This is a genomic window from Mycolicibacterium rhodesiae, from assembly GCF_002086695.1.
Taxonomy (GTDB): domain Bacteria; phylum Actinomycetota; class Actinomycetes; order Mycobacteriales; family Mycobacteriaceae; genus Mycobacterium; species Mycobacterium rhodesiae.
In genome coordinates this window covers 390,438-409,607 of sequence record NZ_MVIH01000001.1, presented here as the reverse complement: position 1 = coordinate 409,607, position 19,170 = coordinate 390,438, and the positions used below count along the sequence as shown (strand labels likewise).

At 67.2% G+C, this 19,170-nt stretch carries 19 protein-coding genes; 11 read left to right on the top strand and 8 right to left on the bottom strand.

From position 1 onward, the window contains the following. Nucleotides 1-6: 6 nt before the first annotated feature. From mtr to BST42_RS01970, 6 genes are all read left to right on the top strand, one after another. A complete protein-coding gene (gene mtr, locus BST42_RS01995; RefSeq protein ID WP_083117239.1) occupies nt 7-1,419 on the top strand; it encodes a mycothione reductase in 1,413 nt (470 codons plus the stop codon). Nucleotides 1,420-1,590: 171 nt separating this feature from the next. Further along, complete coding sequence (locus BST42_RS01990; RefSeq protein ID WP_083116869.1) at nt 1,591-2,382, top strand: DeoR/GlpR family DNA-binding transcription regulator; 792 nt, start codon at nt 1,591-1,593, stop codon at nt 2,380-2,382. A gap of 95 nt (nt 2,383-2,477) precedes the next feature. After that, complete coding sequence (locus BST42_RS01985; protein ID WP_237159158.1) at nt 2,478-3,998, top strand: amino acid permease; 1,521 nt, start codon at nt 2,478-2,480, stop codon at nt 3,996-3,998. Continuing rightward, the gene (locus BST42_RS01980; protein ID WP_083116867.1) at nt 3,995-5,422 is read left to right on the top strand and encodes an FGGY family carbohydrate kinase; all 1,428 of its coding nucleotides are present in this window, start codon (nt 3,995-3,997) and stop codon (nt 5,420-5,422) included. The genes BST42_RS01985 and BST42_RS01980 overlap by 4 nt, the downstream gene beginning before the upstream one ends. After that, entirely contained in the window at nt 5,422-6,819 is a 1,398-nt protein-coding gene (locus BST42_RS01975; protein WP_083116866.1) for an NAD(P)/FAD-dependent oxidoreductase, read from the top strand. Before BST42_RS01980 ends, BST42_RS01975 begins: the two co-directional genes overlap by 1 nt. Continuing rightward, nucleotides 6,816-8,066, top strand: coding sequence for an NAD(P)/FAD-dependent oxidoreductase (locus BST42_RS01970; RefSeq protein ID WP_083116865.1), 1,251 nt, complete (start codon nt 6,816-6,818; stop codon nt 8,064-8,066). Before BST42_RS01975 ends, BST42_RS01970 begins: the two co-directional genes overlap by 4 nt. 83 nt (nt 8,067-8,149) lie before the next feature. On the opposite strand, the gene BST42_RS01965 is transcribed toward BST42_RS01970, so the two are convergent. From BST42_RS01965 to BST42_RS01945, 5 genes are all read right to left on the bottom strand, one after another. After that, nucleotides 8,150-8,890: an energy-coupling factor ABC transporter ATP-binding protein gene (locus BST42_RS01965; protein WP_083117238.1), complete on the bottom strand. Its 741-nt coding sequence runs from the start codon at nt 8,888-8,890 to the stop codon at nt 8,150-8,152. After that, nucleotides 8,887-9,663: a cobalt ECF transporter T component CbiQ gene (gene cbiQ / locus BST42_RS01960; protein ID WP_083116864.1), complete on the bottom strand. Its 777-nt coding sequence runs from the start codon at nt 9,661-9,663 to the stop codon at nt 8,887-8,889. The genes BST42_RS01965 and cbiQ overlap by 4 nt, the downstream gene beginning before the upstream one ends. Nucleotide 9,664: 1 nt before the next feature. Continuing rightward, nucleotides 9,665-10,021 (bottom strand): PDGLE domain-containing protein, encoded by a 357-nt coding sequence (locus tag BST42_RS01955; RefSeq protein WP_083116863.1) that lies wholly within the window; start codon nt 10,019-10,021, stop codon nt 9,665-9,667. Then, nucleotides 10,018-10,722, bottom strand: a complete 705-nt coding sequence (locus BST42_RS01950) for an energy-coupling factor ABC transporter permease (RefSeq protein WP_083116862.1) — start codon at nt 10,720-10,722, stop codon at nt 10,018-10,020. The genes BST42_RS01955 and BST42_RS01950 overlap by 4 nt, the downstream gene beginning before the upstream one ends. A 107-nt stretch (nt 10,723-10,829) precedes the next feature. Continuing rightward, nucleotides 10,830-11,162 (bottom strand): ArsR/SmtB family transcription factor, encoded by a 333-nt coding sequence (locus tag BST42_RS01945; RefSeq protein ID WP_083116861.1) that lies wholly within the window; start codon nt 11,160-11,162, stop codon nt 10,830-10,832. A gap of 78 nt (nt 11,163-11,240) precedes the next feature. Here BST42_RS01945 and BST42_RS01940 point away from each other — a divergent pair, with 78 nt between their 5' ends. The 3 genes from BST42_RS01940 to BST42_RS01930 all read left to right on the top strand — a co-directional run bounded on the left by BST42_RS01940 (nt 11,241) and on the right by BST42_RS01930 (nt 13,068). Beyond that, nucleotides 11,241-11,951, top strand: a complete 711-nt coding sequence (locus tag BST42_RS01940) for a zf-HC2 domain-containing protein (protein WP_083116860.1) — start codon at nt 11,241-11,243, stop codon at nt 11,949-11,951. Between the two features lie 206 nt (nt 11,952-12,157). Further along, a complete protein-coding gene (locus BST42_RS29290; protein WP_083116859.1) occupies nt 12,158-12,463 on the top strand; it encodes a hypothetical protein in 306 nt (101 codons plus the stop codon). A gap of 32 nt (nt 12,464-12,495) precedes the next feature. Continuing rightward, nucleotides 12,496-13,068, top strand: a complete 573-nt coding sequence (locus BST42_RS01930) for a hypothetical protein (RefSeq protein WP_083116858.1) — start codon at nt 12,496-12,498, stop codon at nt 13,066-13,068. A gap of 56 nt (nt 13,069-13,124) precedes the next feature. Here the strand turns inward: BST42_RS01930 and BST42_RS01925 are convergent, their stop codons facing one another. Further along, on the bottom strand, nt 13,125-13,793 hold the full coding sequence (locus BST42_RS01925; protein WP_083116857.1) for a DUF5134 domain-containing protein: 669 nt from the start codon (nt 13,791-13,793) through the stop codon (nt 13,125-13,127). A 107-nt stretch (nt 13,794-13,900) separates the two neighbouring features. Between BST42_RS01925 and BST42_RS01920 the strand changes: the two genes are divergently transcribed. Beyond that, entirely contained in the window at nt 13,901-15,805 is a 1,905-nt protein-coding gene (locus BST42_RS01920; RefSeq protein WP_083116856.1) for a cytochrome c oxidase assembly protein, read from the top strand. A 9-nt stretch (nt 15,806-15,814) separates the two neighbouring features. On the opposite strand, the gene BST42_RS01915 is transcribed toward BST42_RS01920, so the two are convergent. Further along, nucleotides 15,815-16,435, bottom strand: a complete 621-nt coding sequence (locus BST42_RS01915) for a superoxide dismutase (protein ID WP_083116855.1) — start codon at nt 16,433-16,435, stop codon at nt 15,815-15,817. A gap of 156 nt (nt 16,436-16,591) precedes the next feature. After that, nucleotides 16,592-17,740: a GDSL-type esterase/lipase family protein gene (locus tag BST42_RS01910; RefSeq protein ID WP_083116854.1), complete on the bottom strand. Its 1,149-nt coding sequence runs from the start codon at nt 17,738-17,740 to the stop codon at nt 16,592-16,594. Between the two features lie 143 nt (nt 17,741-17,883). On the opposite strand from BST42_RS01910, the gene BST42_RS01905 reads away from it, so the two are divergent. After that, nucleotides 17,884-19,167: an amidohydrolase gene (locus tag BST42_RS01905; protein WP_083117237.1), complete on the top strand. Its 1,284-nt coding sequence runs from the start codon at nt 17,884-17,886 to the stop codon at nt 19,165-19,167. Nucleotides 19,168-19,170 lie beyond the last annotated feature (3 nt).

The window sequence follows — 19,170 nt, the reverse complement described above, 5'->3', positions numbered from 1 at the left end:
ATTTCGTTGCAACACTTCGACATTGCGATCATCGGGACCGGTTCGGGCAATACGATCCTCGACGAGCGGTTCAGCGACAAGAAGATCGCGATCTGCGAGCAGGGCGTGTTCGGCGGCACCTGCCTGAATGTCGGGTGCATCCCCACCAAGATGTTCGTCTACGCCGCCGAGGTCGCCCAGACCGTGCGCGACGCCGCCCGATTCGGCGTCGACGCCCACATCGACGGCGTGCGCTGGACCGACATCGTCTCGCGGGTGTTCGGCCGGATCGATCCCTTGGCGGCCGGCGGGGAGAACTATCGGCGCTCCTCGCCGAACGTGACGGTCTACGACAGCCACACCCGATTCACCGGCCGCGACGGTGACGACTACCGGCTGCGGACCGATGCCGGTGACGAGTTCACCGCCTCGCAGGTGGTGATCGCCGCCGGCGCCCGGGCGATGGTGCCCGACGCGATCGCCGGGTGCGGCGTCGACGTCCACACCAGCGACACGATCATGCGCATCCCCGAGCTCCCCGAACATCTGGTGATCATCGGCGGCGGCTTCGTGGCGGCCGAATTCGCGCACGTCTTCTCGGCATTGGGTAGTCGGGTGACCATCGTCATCCGCGGTGCTGCCATGCTGTCGCACTGCGACGACACGATCTGCGAGCGCTACACCGACATCGCCGGTAAGAAGTGGGAGATCCGCAGTCACCGCAATATGACCGGGGCGCACATGGACGGGTCGCAGACCGTCGTCGAACTCGACGACGGATCGCAGTTGCACGCCGACGCCGTGCTGGTGGCCACCGGCCGCAAGCCGAACGGCGATCTGATGGACCTGCACCTGGCCGGGGTGAAGCTCGACGAGAACGGTCTGGTCGCGGTCGACGACTACCAACGCACAACGGCGCGCGGCATTTTCGCGCTCGGTGATGTGTCGTCGCACTATCAGCTCAAGCACGTCGCCAACCACGAGGCCCGGGTGGTGCGGCACAACCTGCTGCAGGACTGGGACGACACCGACGCGCTGATGTACTCCGATCACCGCTTCGTACCGTCGGCGGTGTTCACCGACCCCCAGATCGCCTGCGTCGGGCTGACCGAAAACGAAGCCCGTGCAGCCGGATACAAGATCAACGTCAAGGTGCAGGACTACTCCGACGTGGCGTACGGCTGGGCGATGGAGGACAGCACGGGGTTCGCGAAGCTCATCGTCGAGCAGGACAGCGGCAAGATCCTGGGCGCCCACATCATGGGGTACCAGGCCTCTTCGTTGATCCAGCCGCTCATCCAGGCGATGAGTTTCGGGCTGCCCGGCCAGGAGATGGCCCGTGGCCAGTACTGGATTCACCCGGCCCTGCCCGAAGTGATCGAGAATGCGCTGCTGGCGTTGTGCGGCGAGCCGCCCTGGCCGCCGTCGCGCCGGCACTGACGGCTCACCTTTCTCTCGCGAGCAGACACAAACACCTCCGAAAACCGGCGTGTCGCGGACCCTTTGTGTCTGCTCGCGGTCGTCAGTGGCAGCTCGGCTTGACGTGACGCACACAACACTCCACACTTGCAGTCATGTGCGGTCAAAAATCCACAAAATCGGTCAGCTGAGATGCTGCCCGTCGCACGCCAGGAAGCGATCGTGGAGGCCGTCAGCAGCTCCGGCCAGGCCGTCAGCACCGATGAACTGGTCCGCCGCCTGGGTGTCTCGGCGGAGACCGTGCGCCGCGATCTCGCACTGTTGGAAGAGCGTGGTGTGATCCGCCGGGTGCATGGCGGCGCCGCCGCGGTCGACCAGCGCCGAGCGATGGAACCGTCGTTCACCGAACGTTCGCTGATCCGGCATCAGGCGAAGGCCCAGATCGCGAAAGTCGCGGTGGGACTGATGGAGAACGGCCAAACGGTGGTGCTGGACATCGGCACGACGGCGGTCGCCGTCGCCCGGGCGATCCCGCGCGGATTCACCGGCACGATCGTGACGCCGTCACTGCCGGTGGCCGTCGAATTGGCCGACCGCCCCGGCATCGAGGTGCTGCTGTCCGGCGGTCGCGTCCGACCCGGCGACCTGGCCTGCTCGAACGCGCACACCAAAGCCTTTTTCGCGGATATCTATCCCGATATCGCCCTGATCGGGTCCGGCGGGGTCGACGCCCGCTCGGGGCTCACCGATTTCCATCTCGACGAGATCGACGTCCGGCGCACCATCATCGCCAACAGCGCCCGGAGCTACATCCTGGCCGACTCGTCCAAGCTCGGCCAGGTCGCGCCGCACCGCGTGTGTGCGCTCAGCGCGGTCAACGGACTGATCACCGACCAAAGCACCGACGCGGCTGTCGCGGCAGCATTCGACGAGACGGGAGGTGTGGTCTTGTCAGCGCGGCCACCGGCCGCAGCCACTGCCTGAATCGCTCCCCCCACATGGGTGCGGGCGGCGTTGCAGCGCCGCCCGCGGGACCGAGCCTCATATCCGAAACACTCAGAGTCAGAAAGACCGATCCAGTGACGCATTCTTCCACACCGCCATCCGAGGGAACCGTTTCTCACGGCACCTATACCGACACTCTGGAGCGCTCCACCGGGCGATTCGCCTCCTTCGCGGTGGCATTCGCCTTCGTATCGATTGCCACCGGCATCTTCACCACGTACGGCAGTGTTCTGAAAAGTTCTGGCCCACTGGGTATCTGGACGTGGCCCATCGTCATCGTCGGGCAGCTGGCGGTCGCTCTGCTGCTGGGCGCGCTGGCCGCTCGGATTCCGGTCACCGGCTACGCGTATCAATGGGTGTCGCGGCTGGCCAACCCGATCCTGGGGTGGATCACCGGCTGGATCTCGTTCACCTTCCTGGCCATCGTGGCGGTCGCGGTGGACTACACGGTCGCCGCGACCGTCGTTCCTGCGTTGTTCGATTTCACCGGCACCGCACTGACGTCGTTCTTGATCACCGCCGCCGTCCTGCTGTTGCAAGGTCTTCTGGTCGCGGTCTCGACCAAATGGACCGAACGGGTGAACAACTTCGCGGTCAGTGCTGAACTGATCGGCATGGTGGCGCTGGTCGTCCTGCTGTTCATCGTGGGTGTGATCACCCACAAACTGTCGGCGGGCAACTTGTTCTCCCGCGGCGACATCCCTGCCGAGGGCTACTGGAACTTCGGCACCGCAACGGCTGCCGGCCCCTGGATGCTTGGCTTCCTGCTCGGCGCGTTCACCATCGTCGGCTTCGAATCGGCAGCCAACCTGGCGGAGGAGACCAAGAGACCGGAAGTTGTTGTGCCACGGGCGATGTGGCAGGCCGTACTGGCCTCCGGCGTGCTGGGCTTCCTGTTCTTGCTGGTGGTGACCGCCGCCGTCAACGATCCGACGGCTCTGGCCGAGTCGGGAACTCCGATCGCCGACGTCATCCGCGACATCCTCGGGGAGTTCGTCGGCACCGCCCTGCTGATCCTGGTCGCCATCGCGATCTTCGCGTGCGGTTTGGTGATCGTGATGAGCGGTGTGCGACTGACCTGGGCGATGTCCCGCGATCAGCGCTTCCCGGGGTGGCAGGCCTTGCACAAGGTGTCCCCCCGCACCAAGACCCCCTTGAACGCCACCATCGCGATGACCACGATCTCGGCGGTGATCCTCGGTGTCTTCTCCACCAGTACCGACGCGCTGTTCATCCTGTTCTCCGCGGCGACCCTCCTGCCTGCGGTCATCTACACCATCACCGTGGCGCTCTACATCGCCAAGCGGCGTCAGCTGCCGCAGAGCGATGCCTTCAGCCTCGGCCGGTGGGAGATCCCGATCATCGTCGTGGCAGTCGCGTGGCTGGTGTTCGCGCTGTCGTTGTTCCGCGACGCCTCGTTCCGGCAGCCGTGGCTCTATGTCCTGGTGATGGTGGCGATCGGTGCGGTCTACTTGGGCTACCTGCTGAGCACCCGCGGTCGCGACGGACTGAGAATGCCCGAATTGCGTTCCATCGATGCCGAACTCGACAATGTGGCCGGCACCCGGGACGTCGCCGAGGACGTGCCACGATGACAGTCCTGGCCATCGACCAGGGCACGTCGGGCACCAAGGCCATCGTCGTCGACCCCGACGAAGGCGTGGTGGGGCTGGCCGAGGTCGCGGTGCATCCGCGCTATCTCGAAGGCGGTGGCGTCGAACAGGATCCGGACGAATTGCTGGAGTCGGTCCTGACCGCCGGGCGCGGGGCGGTAGCGCAGGCGAACCGCTCGATCGATGCCGTGTCATTGGCCAATCAAGGCGAAACGGTTCTGGCCTGGGACCCGGACACCGGTCGCGCATTGACGCAGGCAATCGTATGGCAGGACCGCCGCGCCGAACCGCTGTGCGCGGCACTGAGCGAGTCCGGCGACATGCTCGCCGCCCGCACCGGCCTGGTGCTCGATCCGTACTTCTCGGCGCCGAAAATGGCCTGGTTGCGTCGCAACGTCGAGACCGCCGGCGTGGTCACCACATCGGACACCTGGCTGCTGCACCAGCTGACCGGAGCGTTCGTGACCGACGCCACCACCGCCAGTCGGTCACTGGCCGTCGATCTGGGCGCCGCAGAATGGAGCCACGAGTTGCTGGCACTGTTCGAGCTCGACGGTGAACGCCTGCCCGACATCGTCGGAAACGACGAAACGATCGGCACAACAACGGCATTCGGCGGAGAAATACCGGTAGGCGGGATCGTCGTCGACCAGCAGGCAGCCCTGCTGGCCGAAGCCTGCTTCGAGCCGGGCATGGCCAAATGCACCTTCGGCACCGGTGCATTCCTGCTGGCCAACACCGGAACCACCGGCGTGCACTCCACAACCGGGTTGACCTCCTCGGTGGCCTGGCGGATCAAGGGCCGCGACACGTTCTGCGTCGATGGCCAGGTGTACACCGCAGCGTCGGCCGTGCGGTGGCTCAGCTCGCTCGGCATCATCGGCGGCGCCGAGGAGATGGACGGCATCGCGGCACCGCAGAGCAACGGGGTGCTGTGTGTGCCCGCACTGGCCGGGCTGGCCGCACCGTGGTGGAAATCGCAAGCGAAGGCCGTCATTTCGGGGATGACGTTGTCGACCGACCGTGGGCATCTGGTGCTGGCCGTCCTGCAGGGCATCGCCGCCCAGATTGCCGAATTGGCCACCGCGATCAACGCCGACAGCACGACACCGCTGACCACGCTGCGCGCCGACGGTGGGCTGACCCAGTCAGGTGTCCTGATGCAGGCGTGCGCCGACATCCTGCAGGTGCCTGTCGAGGTCTACCCGTCCGCCCACGCCACCGCCCTCGGTGCGGCGGCCCTGGCCCGGCTGAGCCAGTCTCCGGATCAGTCGCTGTCCGACGTTGTTGCGGCCTGGACACCTTCGGCTACCTACGAACCGAATTGGACGGGACAGCGAGCCAACGAATTTCGTGATCGGTGGCGTGAGCTTGCCGCCACCACCTACCCCTCCCAGGAGATGTGATGACCACCCGCACCGCCTACGACGTCGTCGTCATAGGCGCGGGCATCGTCGGATCGGCGATCGCTCGTGAACTGTCCGGCCACCAACTCTCGGTGGCGCTCATCGACGCCCGCTCCGACGTCGGCGACGGCACCAGCAAGGCCAACACCGCGATCCTGCACACCGGCTTCGATGCCAAGCCCGGCACGCTCGAGTCAGCGATGGTGCACCGCGGCTACCATCTGCTCTCCGACTACGCCACGCACACCGGCATCCCCGTCGAACGCACCGGGGCCATCCTGGTGGCCTGGGACCAGGAGCAACTGGACGCCCTGCCGCACCTGTTGACCAAGGCCGAAGACAACGGCTATCACAGCTGCGAGATCATCGACGCCGCAGCCGTTTACGCGGATATCCCGAACCTCGGACCGGGCGCACTCGGCGGCTTGACCGTCCCCGACGAATCGATCATCTGCACATGGACGGTGAACCTCGCACTGGCCACCGATGCCGTCAACCGCGGCACCGTGCTGCTGACCGGCCACCGGGTCGACGCCGTCGACATCGGAACCGAGACCACCATGCTTGCGACCAGCGGCGGAGAGGTCACCGCACGCTGGATCGTCAACGCAGCGGGACTCGGCGCTGATCTCATCGACGCTCTATTCGGCCATCAGCGGTTCACGGTCACCCCGCGCCGCGGCGAACTCATCGTCTACGACAAGCTCGCCCGCGCCCTGGTGGACAAGATCGTGTTGCCGGTACCGACCGCGCGCGGCAAGGGCGTGCTGGTCAGTCCGACCATCTACGGCAACGTCATGCTGGGACCCACGTCCGAAGATCTACAGGACCGCACCGCCACCGGCACCTCCGAAACCGGCTTCGAATTCCTGCTGGGCAAGGGCAAAGCTCTGATGCCGCGCCTTCTCGACGAAGAGGTCACCGCCACCTACTCCGGGCTCCGTGCGGCCATCGACCACGGCGACTATCTGATCGAGGCCGACCCCGCTCAGCGCTACCTGCTGGTCGGCGGTATCCGCTCCACCGGTCTGACCGCCGGGATGGCCGTGGCCGAATATGTCCGTGACGAACTCGCCGACGCCGGCCTGTCGTTGACACCGAAGCCGGAACTGCCTGCGCCCCCGCAGATGCCGAACCTGGGCGAGGCATTCCCGCGTCCCTTCCAGCAATCCGACGTCATCGACGCCGATCCCGCCTACGGGCGGATCGTGTGCTTCTGCGAACGCGTCACCGAAGGTGAGATTCGCGATGCCTGCCATTCGGTGATCCCGCCCACCACCATGGACGGACTGCGGCGGCGCACCCGCGTGATGAACGGTCGCTGCCAGGCGTTCTTCTGCGGCGCCGAAGTCCAGTCGTTGTTCGACCGTGAGACCCGCCAGGAGACCCGCCGATGACCGCCACCGAAACGGTCGACGTCGCGATCGTCGGCGCCGGCCCCGCCGGCCTGACGGCCGCTGCCGACCTGGCGCGCTCCAGCAGACTGAATGTCGTTGTCCTGGAACGCGAATCGGAGCCCGGCGGGATCCCGCGGCACAGCGATCACCCCGGCTACGGAATGCGTGACCGGAAGACGTTCATCAGCGGGCCCGCCTACGCTGCGCGGCTCACCCGGGATGCCCGCGCCGCAGGCGCGACGATCCGCACCAACGCGATGGTCACCGGCTGGGCCGACGATCACACTCTCGAGATCACCTCGCCGCAGGGGCGCTACGACCTCGCCGCCCGGGCCATCGTGCTGGCCACCGGCGCCCGTGAACGCCCACGCCCGGCCCGGTTGATTCCCGGTGATCGCGGGGCGGGCGTCTACACCACCGGCCTGTTGCAGAACGCGGTGCATCTCAAGCATCGCACCGTCGGCAGGCGTGCCGTCGTGGTCGGCGCCGAGCTGGTCAGCTACTCGGCGGTGCTCACCCTCAAACACGTCGGCTGCCAAACCGCCTTGATGACAACCGAATACCCGTCACCGGAATCGTATGGCGTATTCAACCTGGCCGGCCGGTCACCGCTGCTGGGACTGCAGATCGCCACCCGCACCCGAGTGGTGCGGATCATCGGCAAGCCGACCGTCACCGGCGTCGAGGTCGAGAACCTCGACACCGGGCGTCGGCGCATCGTCGACTGCGACACCGTCGTCTTGACCGGCGATTGGATCCCCGATCACGAACTGGCCCGCAGCACCGGCCTCGACATGGATCCCGGAACTCTCGGTCCCGTCGTGGACACGGCGCTGCGTACCAGCAGATCCGGCGTCTTCGCCATCGGCAACCTGCTGCACCCCGTCGACACCGCCGACATCGCTGCCCTCGACGGTCGCCACGTGGCCGACCAGGTCCGCGCCCACCTCGCCGGGAACCGGCCTGCCGATGCGGGAGTTCCAATCCACGCCGAGGCGCCGTTGCGCTGGGTGGCCCCCAACCTGCTGCGTCCCGGCGATCCGGCGCCCGCCCGGCACCGGCTGCTGTTGTGGACTGATCGGCTGGTGCGCATTCCCACAGTCGTTGCCCGCCAAGACGGCAGGACCGTGGGGCGAAAAACCCTCCCCTGGCCCGCATCCCCTGGTCGAGTGTTCCGGGTGCCGTCGAAGATCCTGGACGGTGTCGACGCACGGGGCGGGCCGGTCACGCTGTCGCTGGCCAACTGAGGGCTCAATGTTCCTCGTGAGCAGACAGAAACTCGGGGAAATCCTGTTCGATTGATGCGATTTTGTGTCTGCTCGGGAAAGGATCAGCGCGCGGGAACCACGAAGCCCCAGGGCAATTCGAGCCGGTGGGCGGCCAGCAGTTCGGCGTTGGACAGCACGGCCGTGACGCTGTCGTCTGCGACCACCGCGCCCCCGTCGAGAATGATGGCCCGGTCGCACAGCTGCGCGGCATACGGCAGGTCGTGGGTGACGATCACCATCGTCGCCGGCAGCGTGGCCAGCGTCTGCGCCAGTTCCCGGCGCGCGACCGGATCGAGGTTCGCCGAGGGCTCGTCGAGCACGAGTATCTCTGGCTCACAGGCCAGGACGGTCGCCAGTGCGGCGCGGCGGCGCTGCCCGCCGGACAGGTGCCCGGGACTGCGGTCGGCGTGCTCGGTCATCGACACAACCTCCAACGCGGCGGCCACCCGGGCAGCCAGCGCGTCGCCGGTGAGCCCGAAGTTGGCCGGGCCGAATGCGACGTCCTGGGCGACCGTGGGCATGAACAGCTGATCGTCGGGATCCTGGAACACCAGCCCCACTCGGCGCCGGATGTCGCGAAGGCTCTTGCGGGTCAACGTGATTCCACTGATCTCTATCACGCCCGACGAGGCTGTCAGCACTCCGTTGAGATGCAGCATGAGCGTGGTCTTGCCCGCCCCGTTGGGGCCGAGGATGGCCACCCGCTCGCCGGGCGCGATGCTGAGATCGACACCGTCGAGGGCCACGCGGCCGTCGGGATAGCGGTAATGCAGACCCTGGACGCGGACCGCCGGCGTGCTCATCGCAGCACCCACGCCGAGGCCGCCACCGCGGCCGCCGCCACCGCCGGCGTCAGCGCGAACACCCACTGCGCCCCCGAGGCGCGCGGACCGGCTCCGACGATCGCCAACTCGGGCACCTTGCCGTCGAAGCCGCGTGACGTCATCGCCAGGTACACGCGCTCGCCTCGCTCATACGACCGAAGGAACAGCGCTCCAACGCCTTTCGCGATCGCACCAACCTGGTGCAGGGCGCGCGGGGAGTCACCGCGGGAGATCCGAGCCATCCGCATCCGGCTGACTTCCGCCGACAGCAGGTCGATGTAGCGGATCATCAACACCAGCATCGAGGTCACCAGCCCCGGCACGCCGAGCCGGCTCAGCGCCAACGGCAGCTCCCGCGCCGATGTGGTGGCGGCGACGGTGAGCGAGGCGGCCACACCGAGCGTGCCCTTGACCACGATCCCCCACGCCGCCCACAACCCGGCCACCGACAACTGCAGACCGCCGACCGTGACGCGTTCGCCGCCTTCAGCGAACGGCAGCAACACGGCCAGCACGATGAACGGCGCTTCGATCAGCATCCGCGGCAGGATCCATCGCAGCGGGATCGAAGCCACCCGCCACACCACCAAAACGATCCCGGCGTAGACGGCAAACGGCCAGATCATCTCCCGCGGGGTGGCCACCACCGCAAGGACGAACAACACGAGTCCGGCGATCTTGACTTCCGCGGGCGCGCGATGCACCACCGATTCGCCGTCGCGATACAGCGGGTGAGAGTGCCCGGCGCCCATCTCAGTCCTTCGCGCGGCGGCTGCGCGCGATCAGCCAGAACCCGCCGAAGGCGATGCCCAGCACGATGACGGCGCCGATGACGCCGGCGAGTCCACTCGTGGCCGGGTGCCCGAAGATCGTGTAGTCGGCCAGCGGCGAGGCCGCCATCGTGTGTTCGGTCGCGTGCTGGGCGATGCAGCTGCCGGTCAGTTGCTCACCGTGGTCGGTGTGCACGACCTGACAGCCCTGCAGAGTCGCCGAGTCCAGCCCGTCCGGGCTCGAGCTGGCCAAGTAGGACACCACGCCGGCGATCAGCAGGATCGCCACCCCGAAGCCGACCCAGAACCGCCAACTGCGGGCCACCGCCTGAGCGCTCACGCGGGCACCGCCTCGCGGTCGCGATCACGGCGCAGCAGATAGACGAGGTCGGGACGGGACCGGGCGACGGCCATCACGGTCACCGCCGTGATCAGTCCTTCGCCGATGCCGATCAGGACGTGGGTACCGAGCATGTAGGCGCCGACCGTGCCCAGCGAGGTCGGCGCGGAGCCGCCGATCGCGTATTCCGCGACGAAACCCATTGCCGCGCAGACTGTTCCGAACAGCGCAGAGAGGAAGCCGACGACTCCGAGCGCCGGTACCGAACCGGGACGACGCCGTCGCACCAGCGCGTAGAAAACCCGCGCGGCGGCGTATCCCGCGGCGACGCCGATCAGCGCCATGTTGGTGATGTTCATTCCCAGTGCGGTCACTCCGCCGTCGGCGAACAACAGCGACTGCACCACCAGCACGATCGTGATGCACAGCACGCCGGTGTACGGGCCGACCAGGATCGCGGCGAGCGCGCCGCCGAGGAGATGGCCGCTCACGCCGGGCAGGATCGGGAAGTTGATCATCTGGACCGCGAAGATGAAGGCGGCGACCAGCCCGGCCAGCGGGACGGTGCGTTCGTCGAGTTCGGTACGCGCCCGCCAGCCGCACAACGCCACCGCGGCGATCGCCAGCACCCCGAACATCACCGAGGTGGGCGCGTTGACCAGGCCGTCGCTCATGTGCATGGCCGTGACCTGGACGCTCAACGTGTCTCCTTGCGATCGGGTGCGATCGGGTCCGTCCCCACCAATCAACCCTAATCGGCCGGCCAGATATCTGTCTACCTGTACAGATAATGGAGTGAAGAGTTCACTCACTCGGAGTGAGCGGCACCGATCCAGTGCAGCAGATCATGCACGGTGTGATCTTCCAGCCGGTAGCTGACCTGACGCCCCACTCGCGTCGAGGTGACCCAGCCCTGCTGGCGTAGCACCCGAAGCGCTTGCGAGACAGCGTTTTCCGAGCGGCCGACGGCGGCGGCGAGATCGCCGACGCAGATCCCCGGCGCCCGGTGCAGCCCGAGGAGGATCTCCAGCCGGTGCGGGTCGGACAGCAGGTCGAAGCGCTGCGTCCAACTGTGGATGTCCACATCGGCCAGCGCGGACGAGGCCAGCTCGACCTTCGCCGTATCGCCCGGGGCATCCATGCCTAGGAATCTAGCCCAGCAGGGGGGCCGGACCCGGGACGCTGGAACAATCCGGCGTCCGTACGCGACTATTGATGCGTGGACTGCGATGTCGCCCGGGAGGCGTTGTCAGCCCGGATCGACGGCGAACGGGAACCCGTTCCCGCGGCCCGGGTCGACGAGCATCTCACCAGCTGTGACCAGTGCGGGGCGTGGTACGCCCGGGCCGTCGAGCAGACGCAGCAGCTGCGCCGGCTGGCCGGCCGGTCCCAGGTGGCGGCTGTCGCTGCGCCGAGCCCACCGTCGCGGGCGGTACGCCCGCCGGCCGGCACCTGGCTGCGGTGGACGCTGGCGATGATCGGGGTGGCGCAGATCGTGCTCGCGGCGGCCCAGGCGCTGGGTCTCAACGTCGGCACGTCCGGGGCGGCTCACCACGCCATGATGGGCGGGCATCTGCTCAACGAGTCCACGGCGTGGTCGGCGGCGTTGGGTGTGGTGATGATCGTCGCGGCGGCGCGACCAACCGCGGCCGCGGGCCTGGCCGGGGTGCTGTCGGTGTTCACCGCGATCCTCACCGCCTACGTGGTCAGTGATTCGGTGACCGGTGCGGTGAGCCTCGACCGGGTGCTCTCCCACCTCCCGGTGCTGGCCGGCACAGTCGTAGCACTGTTGGTGTGGCGAACGACTCGGGCGCCGGGTCCGCAGCCTCGAACCGACAGCTTGCCCGCCACCGCCGACGTGGTGTTGCCCGACAACGCCTCTCGCGGGCGCCGCCGCGGACACCTCTACCCCACCGACGGCGCTGCGTGATCCGGCGGGAACTTTCGCCGACCTCCCACGACCAATCCACTGTGCGTTTCCTGAACGTCTGCTGTGCGGGATCAGCCCCACACGGCGATGGTCTAGGGCTCGCACGCGGCTGACGGAAACAGGGTCAGCCGGCCCGCCAGGGCATAGGTATGCCGTCGATTACTACGCCCTGTAGTAGATCGGGTGCACGAACACGGGAGAGATGCATGAAGGTCAGAAAACACAGTGGGGTGCCGCGACTCCTGGGCGCGTTCTTGGCTGCCGGAGCGCTCACATTCAGCGCCGCCCTGGCGGGAAATGCGGCAGCGCATCCCGGCCACGACCACGGCTCGGACTCCGGCGACAGCGGCAGCGGCAGCGGCAGCACCGACAGCAGCGCCAAGCGCGGAGCCGCCGGCACCCGCGGCGGAGCCGGTGCCGGTGCGGCCACCGGTGGCGGCACCGGGTCCAAACCGATTTGCCCGGACACCGGCGTGCCGACCACGGCGGCATGCAACAGCCAGAGCCGTTGAAAAACAACACCATTGACGAAAGGCAGACTCACATGATCACGCAGCACGTCATTCCCCTACGCCGCGTTCGCGCAGGCGCCGCACTGAGCGGGACCGCTCTGGCCGCGGTACTGATGGTGGCGACTCCCGGAGCGGGTATCGCACACGCCCATGGCTACAGCACGCCGTCGGGCGACGCCGTCGGCCGGCCAGGCTTCGGAAGTGAAAGCACCCCGGGCAATCCGGCACCGGGCGTGCGCGCGGTCCAAGCCCTCGGCGACCGGGTGTTCAACCAGAACACCGCGTTCAACAAGGCCCTGGACGATTCCCCGCTCGGGATCAACTACCACAACGCATTCGGAACGCCGAACTATGAGCATCCGACCCACGGATCGAACGGCACGGTGACCGGCCTGTTGAACGGTGGCCTGATCCAGACGACCTACGACTCCCTGCAAACCAGGGGTGCTGCGCTTCCCGACGAGGCAGACCTCTCCGCAGCAGTGATCCGCCAACTCAGCGGCCACCACGTCACGGTCGCTCCGCACCGTTCCGTGGCTGCGACCGCCAGTTCGTGCACAGTGCGGGTGGCCAAGACGTCGCTGCGGGCTCAGGGCTCCTGTTAGAACGACACCACCGATGCTGTGGCTTGATCCGAGGTCGGGCCACAGCGCGGTGTCGGCTAGAGCATCACGCCGAACATGATCGCCATCCCGGCGGCCATCATCGACTGACACAGGATTCCGAGCGGCCGCGCTGTCGCAGCGGGCTCGCGGTTCATCCGTACCGCCAGGTAGCGATACAGCCAGAACACCGCGGCCACCGCGAACCCAATGGTGCACACCCAGTTCAGCGTGTCGATGTAGGCCGGGTATCCGCCGCCGGTGCTGTCCGCCGCGGCCGCAGTGCCGGACATGTCCATGCCGGGCATGTTCATCCCCGCGTGACCGGCATGGCCCGACGACCCCGCCGGGGTCGCCGGATCGCCCGTAGAGGACGCCTGCCCGGGCAGCAGCCGACCGTTCATCACCGCATACATCCACGCCATCGCCAGCATCATCAGTGCGTGATAAACACCCGCGATCCGATGGCCGGCGCAGATCGGGCTCGCCGTGACAGCGACGAACCACAGGGTCGCGAGCAGGAAGAACACCATCGGTGCGACGGTCGGCAACGCCGCGCCCCACGGCCAGGCCATCACCGCCATCGCCACCGCCATCACGACGTGTAGCAGTTGGCTGACGACAGCGGGCGGGCGCCGGTCACCGACCACGAGTGTCGACAGACACTCCGCGGCGGCGAAGACGAACAGCAGCGTGACGACCCAGCGCAGCGTCAGATCCGCGATCACCGATCACTCCGTTCTTCGCTCAGCACGTCAGCAATGGTCGATCCATCGCACCAGAAAGTTCCCACCACGGCGACTCGACTACGACGACCAGTCGTAGACTCGCCACGATGGAGGCCATCCACGCAACCACCCGGCCGGCGGGCCGGTGGATCCTCGGTGGCTACCTGGGCCTGCTCGCCGCGCTCGCCGGCTACGCCGTGGCCTCCGGCGACCGGCGCTTCACCGCAACCGGCGACTCCTACCCCGGCCTGGCGACCAGCGTCGCCGGGCTGATCGGTTATTTCACCGCGACGCTGGCCGCCGCGATCTGCCTGGGCGCGCTGGTGTTCATCGCCGTCACCGCGGAGCCCGACGACCGCGGCGTGCTCGACCCGGCGTCGTTCCGGGTGCATCTGCTGGCCGAACGCCTCGCACCGGTCTGGCTGCTGACCGCGCTGGCGATGATCCCGATCCAGGCCGCCAACGCCACCGGCGTGCCGGTCACCCGGCTGATCACCGGTGGAGGCCTCGGAAGTGCGCTCGGCGCATCGGAAATGAGCCGCGGGTGGGTCGCCGCCGCTGTCGTCGCGGCTGTGGTGACCGTCAGTCTGCGGGCCACCGTGCGCTGGTCGTGGCACGCCGTGCTGCTGGTTCCCACGTTCATCGGCGTTATCGCGCTACCGGTCACGGGCAACGCCGGCCAGGGGCCCGACCACGACTACGCGACCAGCGCCGTGATTGTCTTCGCCACTGCGCTGGCCGTGCTGACCGGAGTGAAGGTGAGCGCGGCGATCGCCCCGCCGAAAGACGAACTGCGCAGACGGGTTCTGCTCACCGAGCTCGCGGCGGGCACGGTGGCGTTGCTGTATGGCGCGCTGCTGTGGTTCCTGCTGGCCGCACCGGGCGGCGTCCACTCGGACTACGGGCGATTCGGCGTGCTGGCCGCGGCGGCGTTGCTCATCAGCCTGCTCGTCAAACCCAGGCCGGCCGCCGCAGTGGCCGGCGTCATGGCGGTCGCCGCCGTGTCGGCGATGGCGGTTCAGACTGCGCCCCGGCTGCTGGCACACGAGTTCACCGCGTGGGACGTCTTCCTCGGCTACCAGCTCTCCGACCCGCCGAATGCGCTTCGGCTGCTGACTGTCTGGCGTTTCGACGTGCTCCTCGGCGTCGCGGCGGTGGTCTTGGCGCTGGGCTACGTGATCGGGTACCTCCGGCTGCGACGGCGCGGCGACGCCTGGCCGCCCGGCCGGTTGGTGGCATGGCTGCTGGGTTGCGCCGCTCTGCTCCTCGCAACCAGCTCGGGGGTGCGCGCCTACGGTTCGGCGATGTTCAGCGTGCACATGGCCGAGCACATGGCGCTGAACATGTTCATCCCGGTGTTTCTGGTGCTGGGAGCACCGATCACCTTGGCGCTGCGCGCGCTTCCGGTGGCGGGCGCCGGCCATCCGCCGGGTGCCCGGGAACGCCTGCTGTGGCTGGTGCATTCGCCGGCGTCACGGTTCCTGTCCCATCCCGCAACTGCTTTCGTGTTGTTCGTCGGATCGCTGTACGCGGTGTACTTCACACCGGTGTTCGACACGCTGGTGCGCTACCACTGGGGTCACGAGTTCATGACCCTGCACTTCCTGATCACCGGGTACCTGTTCTTCTGGGGGATCATCGGTATCGACCCGGGCCCCAAGCGGTTGCCGTTCATCGGCCGGCTGGGCCTGCTGTTCGCGGTGATGCCGTTTCACGCCTTCTTCGGCATCGCGACCATGACCATGACCTCGGTGCTCGGCGGCACGTTCTATCGCTACCTGCACGTCCCGTGGCTGGCCAGCCTCAACGACGACCAACACCTCGGCGGAGCCATCGCCTGGGGTTCGAGCGAACTGCCCGTCATCGTCGTGGTGATTGCACTGGTGTACCAATGGGCGCGCCAAGACCGGCGGACCGCCACCCGCACCGACCGGCACGCCGACGCCCACTACGACGACGACCTCGACGCCTACAACGCGATGCTGCGGGAGTTGGCCAAGAACCGGCGCTGAATCCCCCGGTCAGGCAAGGCCGCCCAGCGGTCTGCCGGTCGCCGCGGTGAACCGGTCCGCAACGTCGGCCCAATTCACCACATTCCAGAACGCCGTGACGTAGTCGGCCTTGACGTTCTTGTACTGCAGGTAATACGCGTGCTCCCACATGTCGACCTGCAGCAGCGGCACGATTCCCGGCGGCACGTTGGCCTGCTGGTCGTAGAGCTGGAACGTCAGCAGCTTGCCGCCGAGCGGCTCGTAACCCAGGACCGCCCAACCGGAACCCTGTAAGCCGTTCGCGGCGGCGGCGAATTGCGCGCGGAACGCATCGAACGACCCGAACGCATCGTCGATGGCGGCCGCCAGTTCGCCGATGGGTTTGTCACCTCCGTTGGGCGACAAGTTCTTCCACCAGATCGAGTGGTTGAGATGGCCGCCGAGATGGAATGCCAGGTTCTTCTCGTTCGGGAAGATCGCGGCGTGGTCGGCGTTGGCGCGAGCCTCCTCCAGTTTGGCCAACGCGTCGTTGACGCCTTTGACGTACGTCGCGTGGTGCTTGCTGTGATGAATCTCGTTGATCTGACCCGAAATATGGGGCTCGAGTGCGCTGTAGTCGTAATCCAATTCAGGCAAGGAGTAATCCGTCATGCCACCAACTTATATGTTCACGTGTTCAGATGATAGGGTGTTTACGTGGCAGGTCGGTCGTGGGCGACGAGTCGATGCAGCACATCGCCAAGCCTCACCCTGAGGTGGTAACTCGCGACCGGCACTGCCCACCACCTTGCGCGACAAGGATTCCCGCTAGGACGCCGCGATGACCTCACTGATGACACCGGCGAAGCGCTGACCCATGCGCACGTGGGCCTGTGGCCCGGGGTGCAGCCGGTCTGGAAGCGGGAAGTCGGCGAAGTCCGCGGGACCGTAGAGATCCAGGCCGTCGACATAGCGCAGATTCGGGTCGGCGTTCGAGCGCTCGCTGACGATGCGGGCGAGCTCGTCACGGATGACGCGCAGCGTCAGCTTGCCCGCCGACACCTCGGTCGGACTTCCGGTGGCGGCGAATGCCAGTGTTCCGTTGCTGAAGTCAGGAGCCAATGGTCCCGGCGTGTCCTCATGGATGGGACAGTGCACCGCGGAGACGACGACAATCGGCGTGACCGGATGCCCGTCGCGGATGGTGTCGAGGAAGCCATGGACTGCGGGCCCGAATGCGCGCAGGCGCATCAGGTCGGCATTGACGATATTGATCCCGATCTTGACGCTGATCAGGTCGGCGGGGATGTCGCGCATCGTGCGGGCGGTGAAAGGATCCAGCAGCGCCGCCCCGCCCACGCCCAGATTGATCAGTTCGACACCGGCACCGGCGGCCGCCACCGCGGGCCAGGTGCCGGTGGGGTGCACGGCATTGGAGCCGTGGCTGATGGAGCTGCCGTGATGCAGCCACACCGGCCTGGTGATGGGGCGAGGCTCCAACGGGTGATCGCTCCGCAGAGTAATCAGTTCGGTGATCTCGTTGTGCGGCAACCAGATTTCGACGGACTTGGCCCGGTCCGGCAGGCCGGTGAAGCGAATCGTTCCGGGCGGGCCGGCGATGAGTTCCTCGGTACCGGCGGCGGCATCCTTCATGAGTACGTTGCCGCCGGTCAGGCTGGCCTGGGCCGCCAAATCCCCGTCGATCACCAAATCGTAGAGGCCATCGGGTCGCATGGGCATGCCCACATAGGCCGGCCGGGTACGCAACGCGTCCAATTCTATTTCGGTGGACCGGGTTTCGAACACCAGCCGGCATCCGGCCGGTTGAGCTTCCGCCATTGCCAGTTGCGGGTCGGCACATTGCGCTCGGGCCCAGCGGGGTAGCCGATGCGGCAGCAGACCGTGGTTCGTGCTTTCGAGTTCCTGCGCCCCGCGCACCAGGTCCATCGTGATCGGAACCTCGGACGGTTCGGGCATGTGCTTGTTCTCGCTTCTCGATCCTGGGTGACCGCTCGGCAGGTTGCCAGGTTATCGGAGTCCGGCAGGCCGACGACATCGCATATGGGGGCGGCGTAGGTTGGGTACTCCCGTTGCTCACCGCGCACGGCAAGGAGCCGATGATGGCCGAAATCTCGATCACGGATTCGACGGCTGGTCGCGATGGCGCCATATTGACTGCGCTACCGGACATCCGGGAGTGGCAAGAGGATCTCTATCGCGACCTGCACCAACACCCAGAGCTCTCCCACCAGGAACACCGGACCGCAGGCCTCGTCGCCGAGAAACTGCGCGAGTCGGGAATCGAGGTCCTCGAGGGAATAGGCGGCACGGGTGTCATCGGCATCATCCGGGCCGGCGAAGGCCCGGTGGTGCTGCTGCGCGCGGATATGGATGCCCTGCCGGTCGCGGAAGCGACGGGTCTGGCCTACGCCAGTACGGAGCGGACCATCGACGCCTCCGGCGATGAGGTTCCGGTGATGCACGCCTGCGGGCACGACATTCACGTCGTCTGCCTTCTCGGTGCCGCGACCCTGCTTGCTCAGGCGACCCACCATTGGCACGGAACGGTCGTGGCCCTGTTCCAGCCCGCTGAAGAGGTCGGTGACGGTGCGGGGGGAATGGTGGATGACGGCCTGCGCGAAGCCATTCCGGCCGTTGACGTCGCCCTGGCGCAGCATGTGCTCCCGGTACCGGCCGGCGTGGTCGGAACGCGGCGCGGCCCGGTCCTGTCCGCGGCCGACAGCATGCGGATCACCGTGTTCGGCCGCGGGGCGCACGGCTCGATGCCTCAGGCGGCGGTGGACCCGGTGGTTCTCGCGGCGATGATCGTGATCCGCCTGCAGACGATCGTCTCGCGAGAGGTTGCTCCCACAGACACTGTCGTCCTGACCATCGGCAGCATCCGGGCCGGCACGAAAAGCAATGTGATCGGTGATCACGCCGTTCTCGAACTGAACCTGCGCACCTATGACGAATCGGTGCGCACCGCGGTGCTCACTGCGATTCGGCGCATCGTCGTCGCCGAGTGCCAGGCCTCCGATTCACCCAGAGAGCCGGAATTCGAACTCTACGATTCGTTTCCGCTCACCGTGAACGACGATGAGGTGACCGACCGAGTCCACGATGCGTTCGCGCGGCATTTCGGCACACGTCTGCACGCCATGCCGCAGGGATCCGCGAGTGAGGACTTCAGCGACATCCCCACCGCGCTCGGTGTGCCGTACACGTACTGGGGCATCGGTGGAATCGATGAGCAGCAATACCGTAGGGCAGCCGAGAACGGGCGTGTCAGCCAGGACATTCCGGTCAACCACTCGCCGACATTTGCCCCGGTCATTCAGCCCACCCTGGACACCGGCACCGAGGCGCTGGTCGTCGCGGCGCTCGCCTGGCTGAATTCCTGAACC

Coding starts and splice junctions, on each gene's coding strand:
- BST42_RS01990 (WP_083116869.1), top strand. CDS start 1,591: ATGCTGCCCGTCGCACGCCAGGAAGCGATCGTGGAGGCCGTCAGCAGC.
- BST42_RS01915 (WP_083116855.1), bottom strand. CDS start 16,435: ATGACGGATTACTCCTTGCCTGAATTGGATTACGACTACAGCGCACTC.
- BST42_RS01965 (WP_083117238.1), bottom strand. CDS start 8,890: ATGAGCACGCCGGCGGTCCGCGTCCAGGGTCTGCATTACCGCTATCCC.
- BST42_RS01905 (WP_083117237.1), top strand. CDS start 17,884: ATGGCCGAAATCTCGATCACGGATTCGACGGCTGGTCGCGATGGCGCC.
- BST42_RS01945 (WP_083116861.1), bottom strand. CDS start 11,162: ATGGATGCCCCGGGCGATACGGCGAAGGTCGAGCTGGCCTCGTCCGCG.
- BST42_RS01970 (WP_083116865.1), top strand. CDS start 6,816: ATGACCGCCACCGAAACGGTCGACGTCGCGATCGTCGGCGCCGGCCCC.
- BST42_RS01920 (WP_083116856.1), top strand. CDS start 13,901: ATGGAGGCCATCCACGCAACCACCCGGCCGGCGGGCCGGTGGATCCTC.
- BST42_RS01910 (WP_083116854.1), bottom strand. CDS start 17,740: ATGCCCGAACCGTCCGAGGTTCCGATCACGATGGACCTGGTGCGCGGG.
- BST42_RS01975 (WP_083116866.1), top strand. CDS start 5,422: ATGACCACCCGCACCGCCTACGACGTCGTCGTCATAGGCGCGGGCATC.
- cbiQ (WP_083116864.1), bottom strand. CDS start 9,663: ATGGGCGCCGGGCACTCTCACCCGCTGTATCGCGACGGCGAATCGGTG.
- BST42_RS01930 (WP_083116858.1), top strand. CDS start 12,496: ATGATCACGCAGCACGTCATTCCCCTACGCCGCGTTCGCGCAGGCGCC.
- BST42_RS01980 (WP_083116867.1), top strand. CDS start 3,995: ATGACAGTCCTGGCCATCGACCAGGGCACGTCGGGCACCAAGGCCATC.
- BST42_RS29290 (WP_083116859.1), top strand. CDS start 12,158: ATGAAGGTCAGAAAACACAGTGGGGTGCCGCGACTCCTGGGCGCGTTC.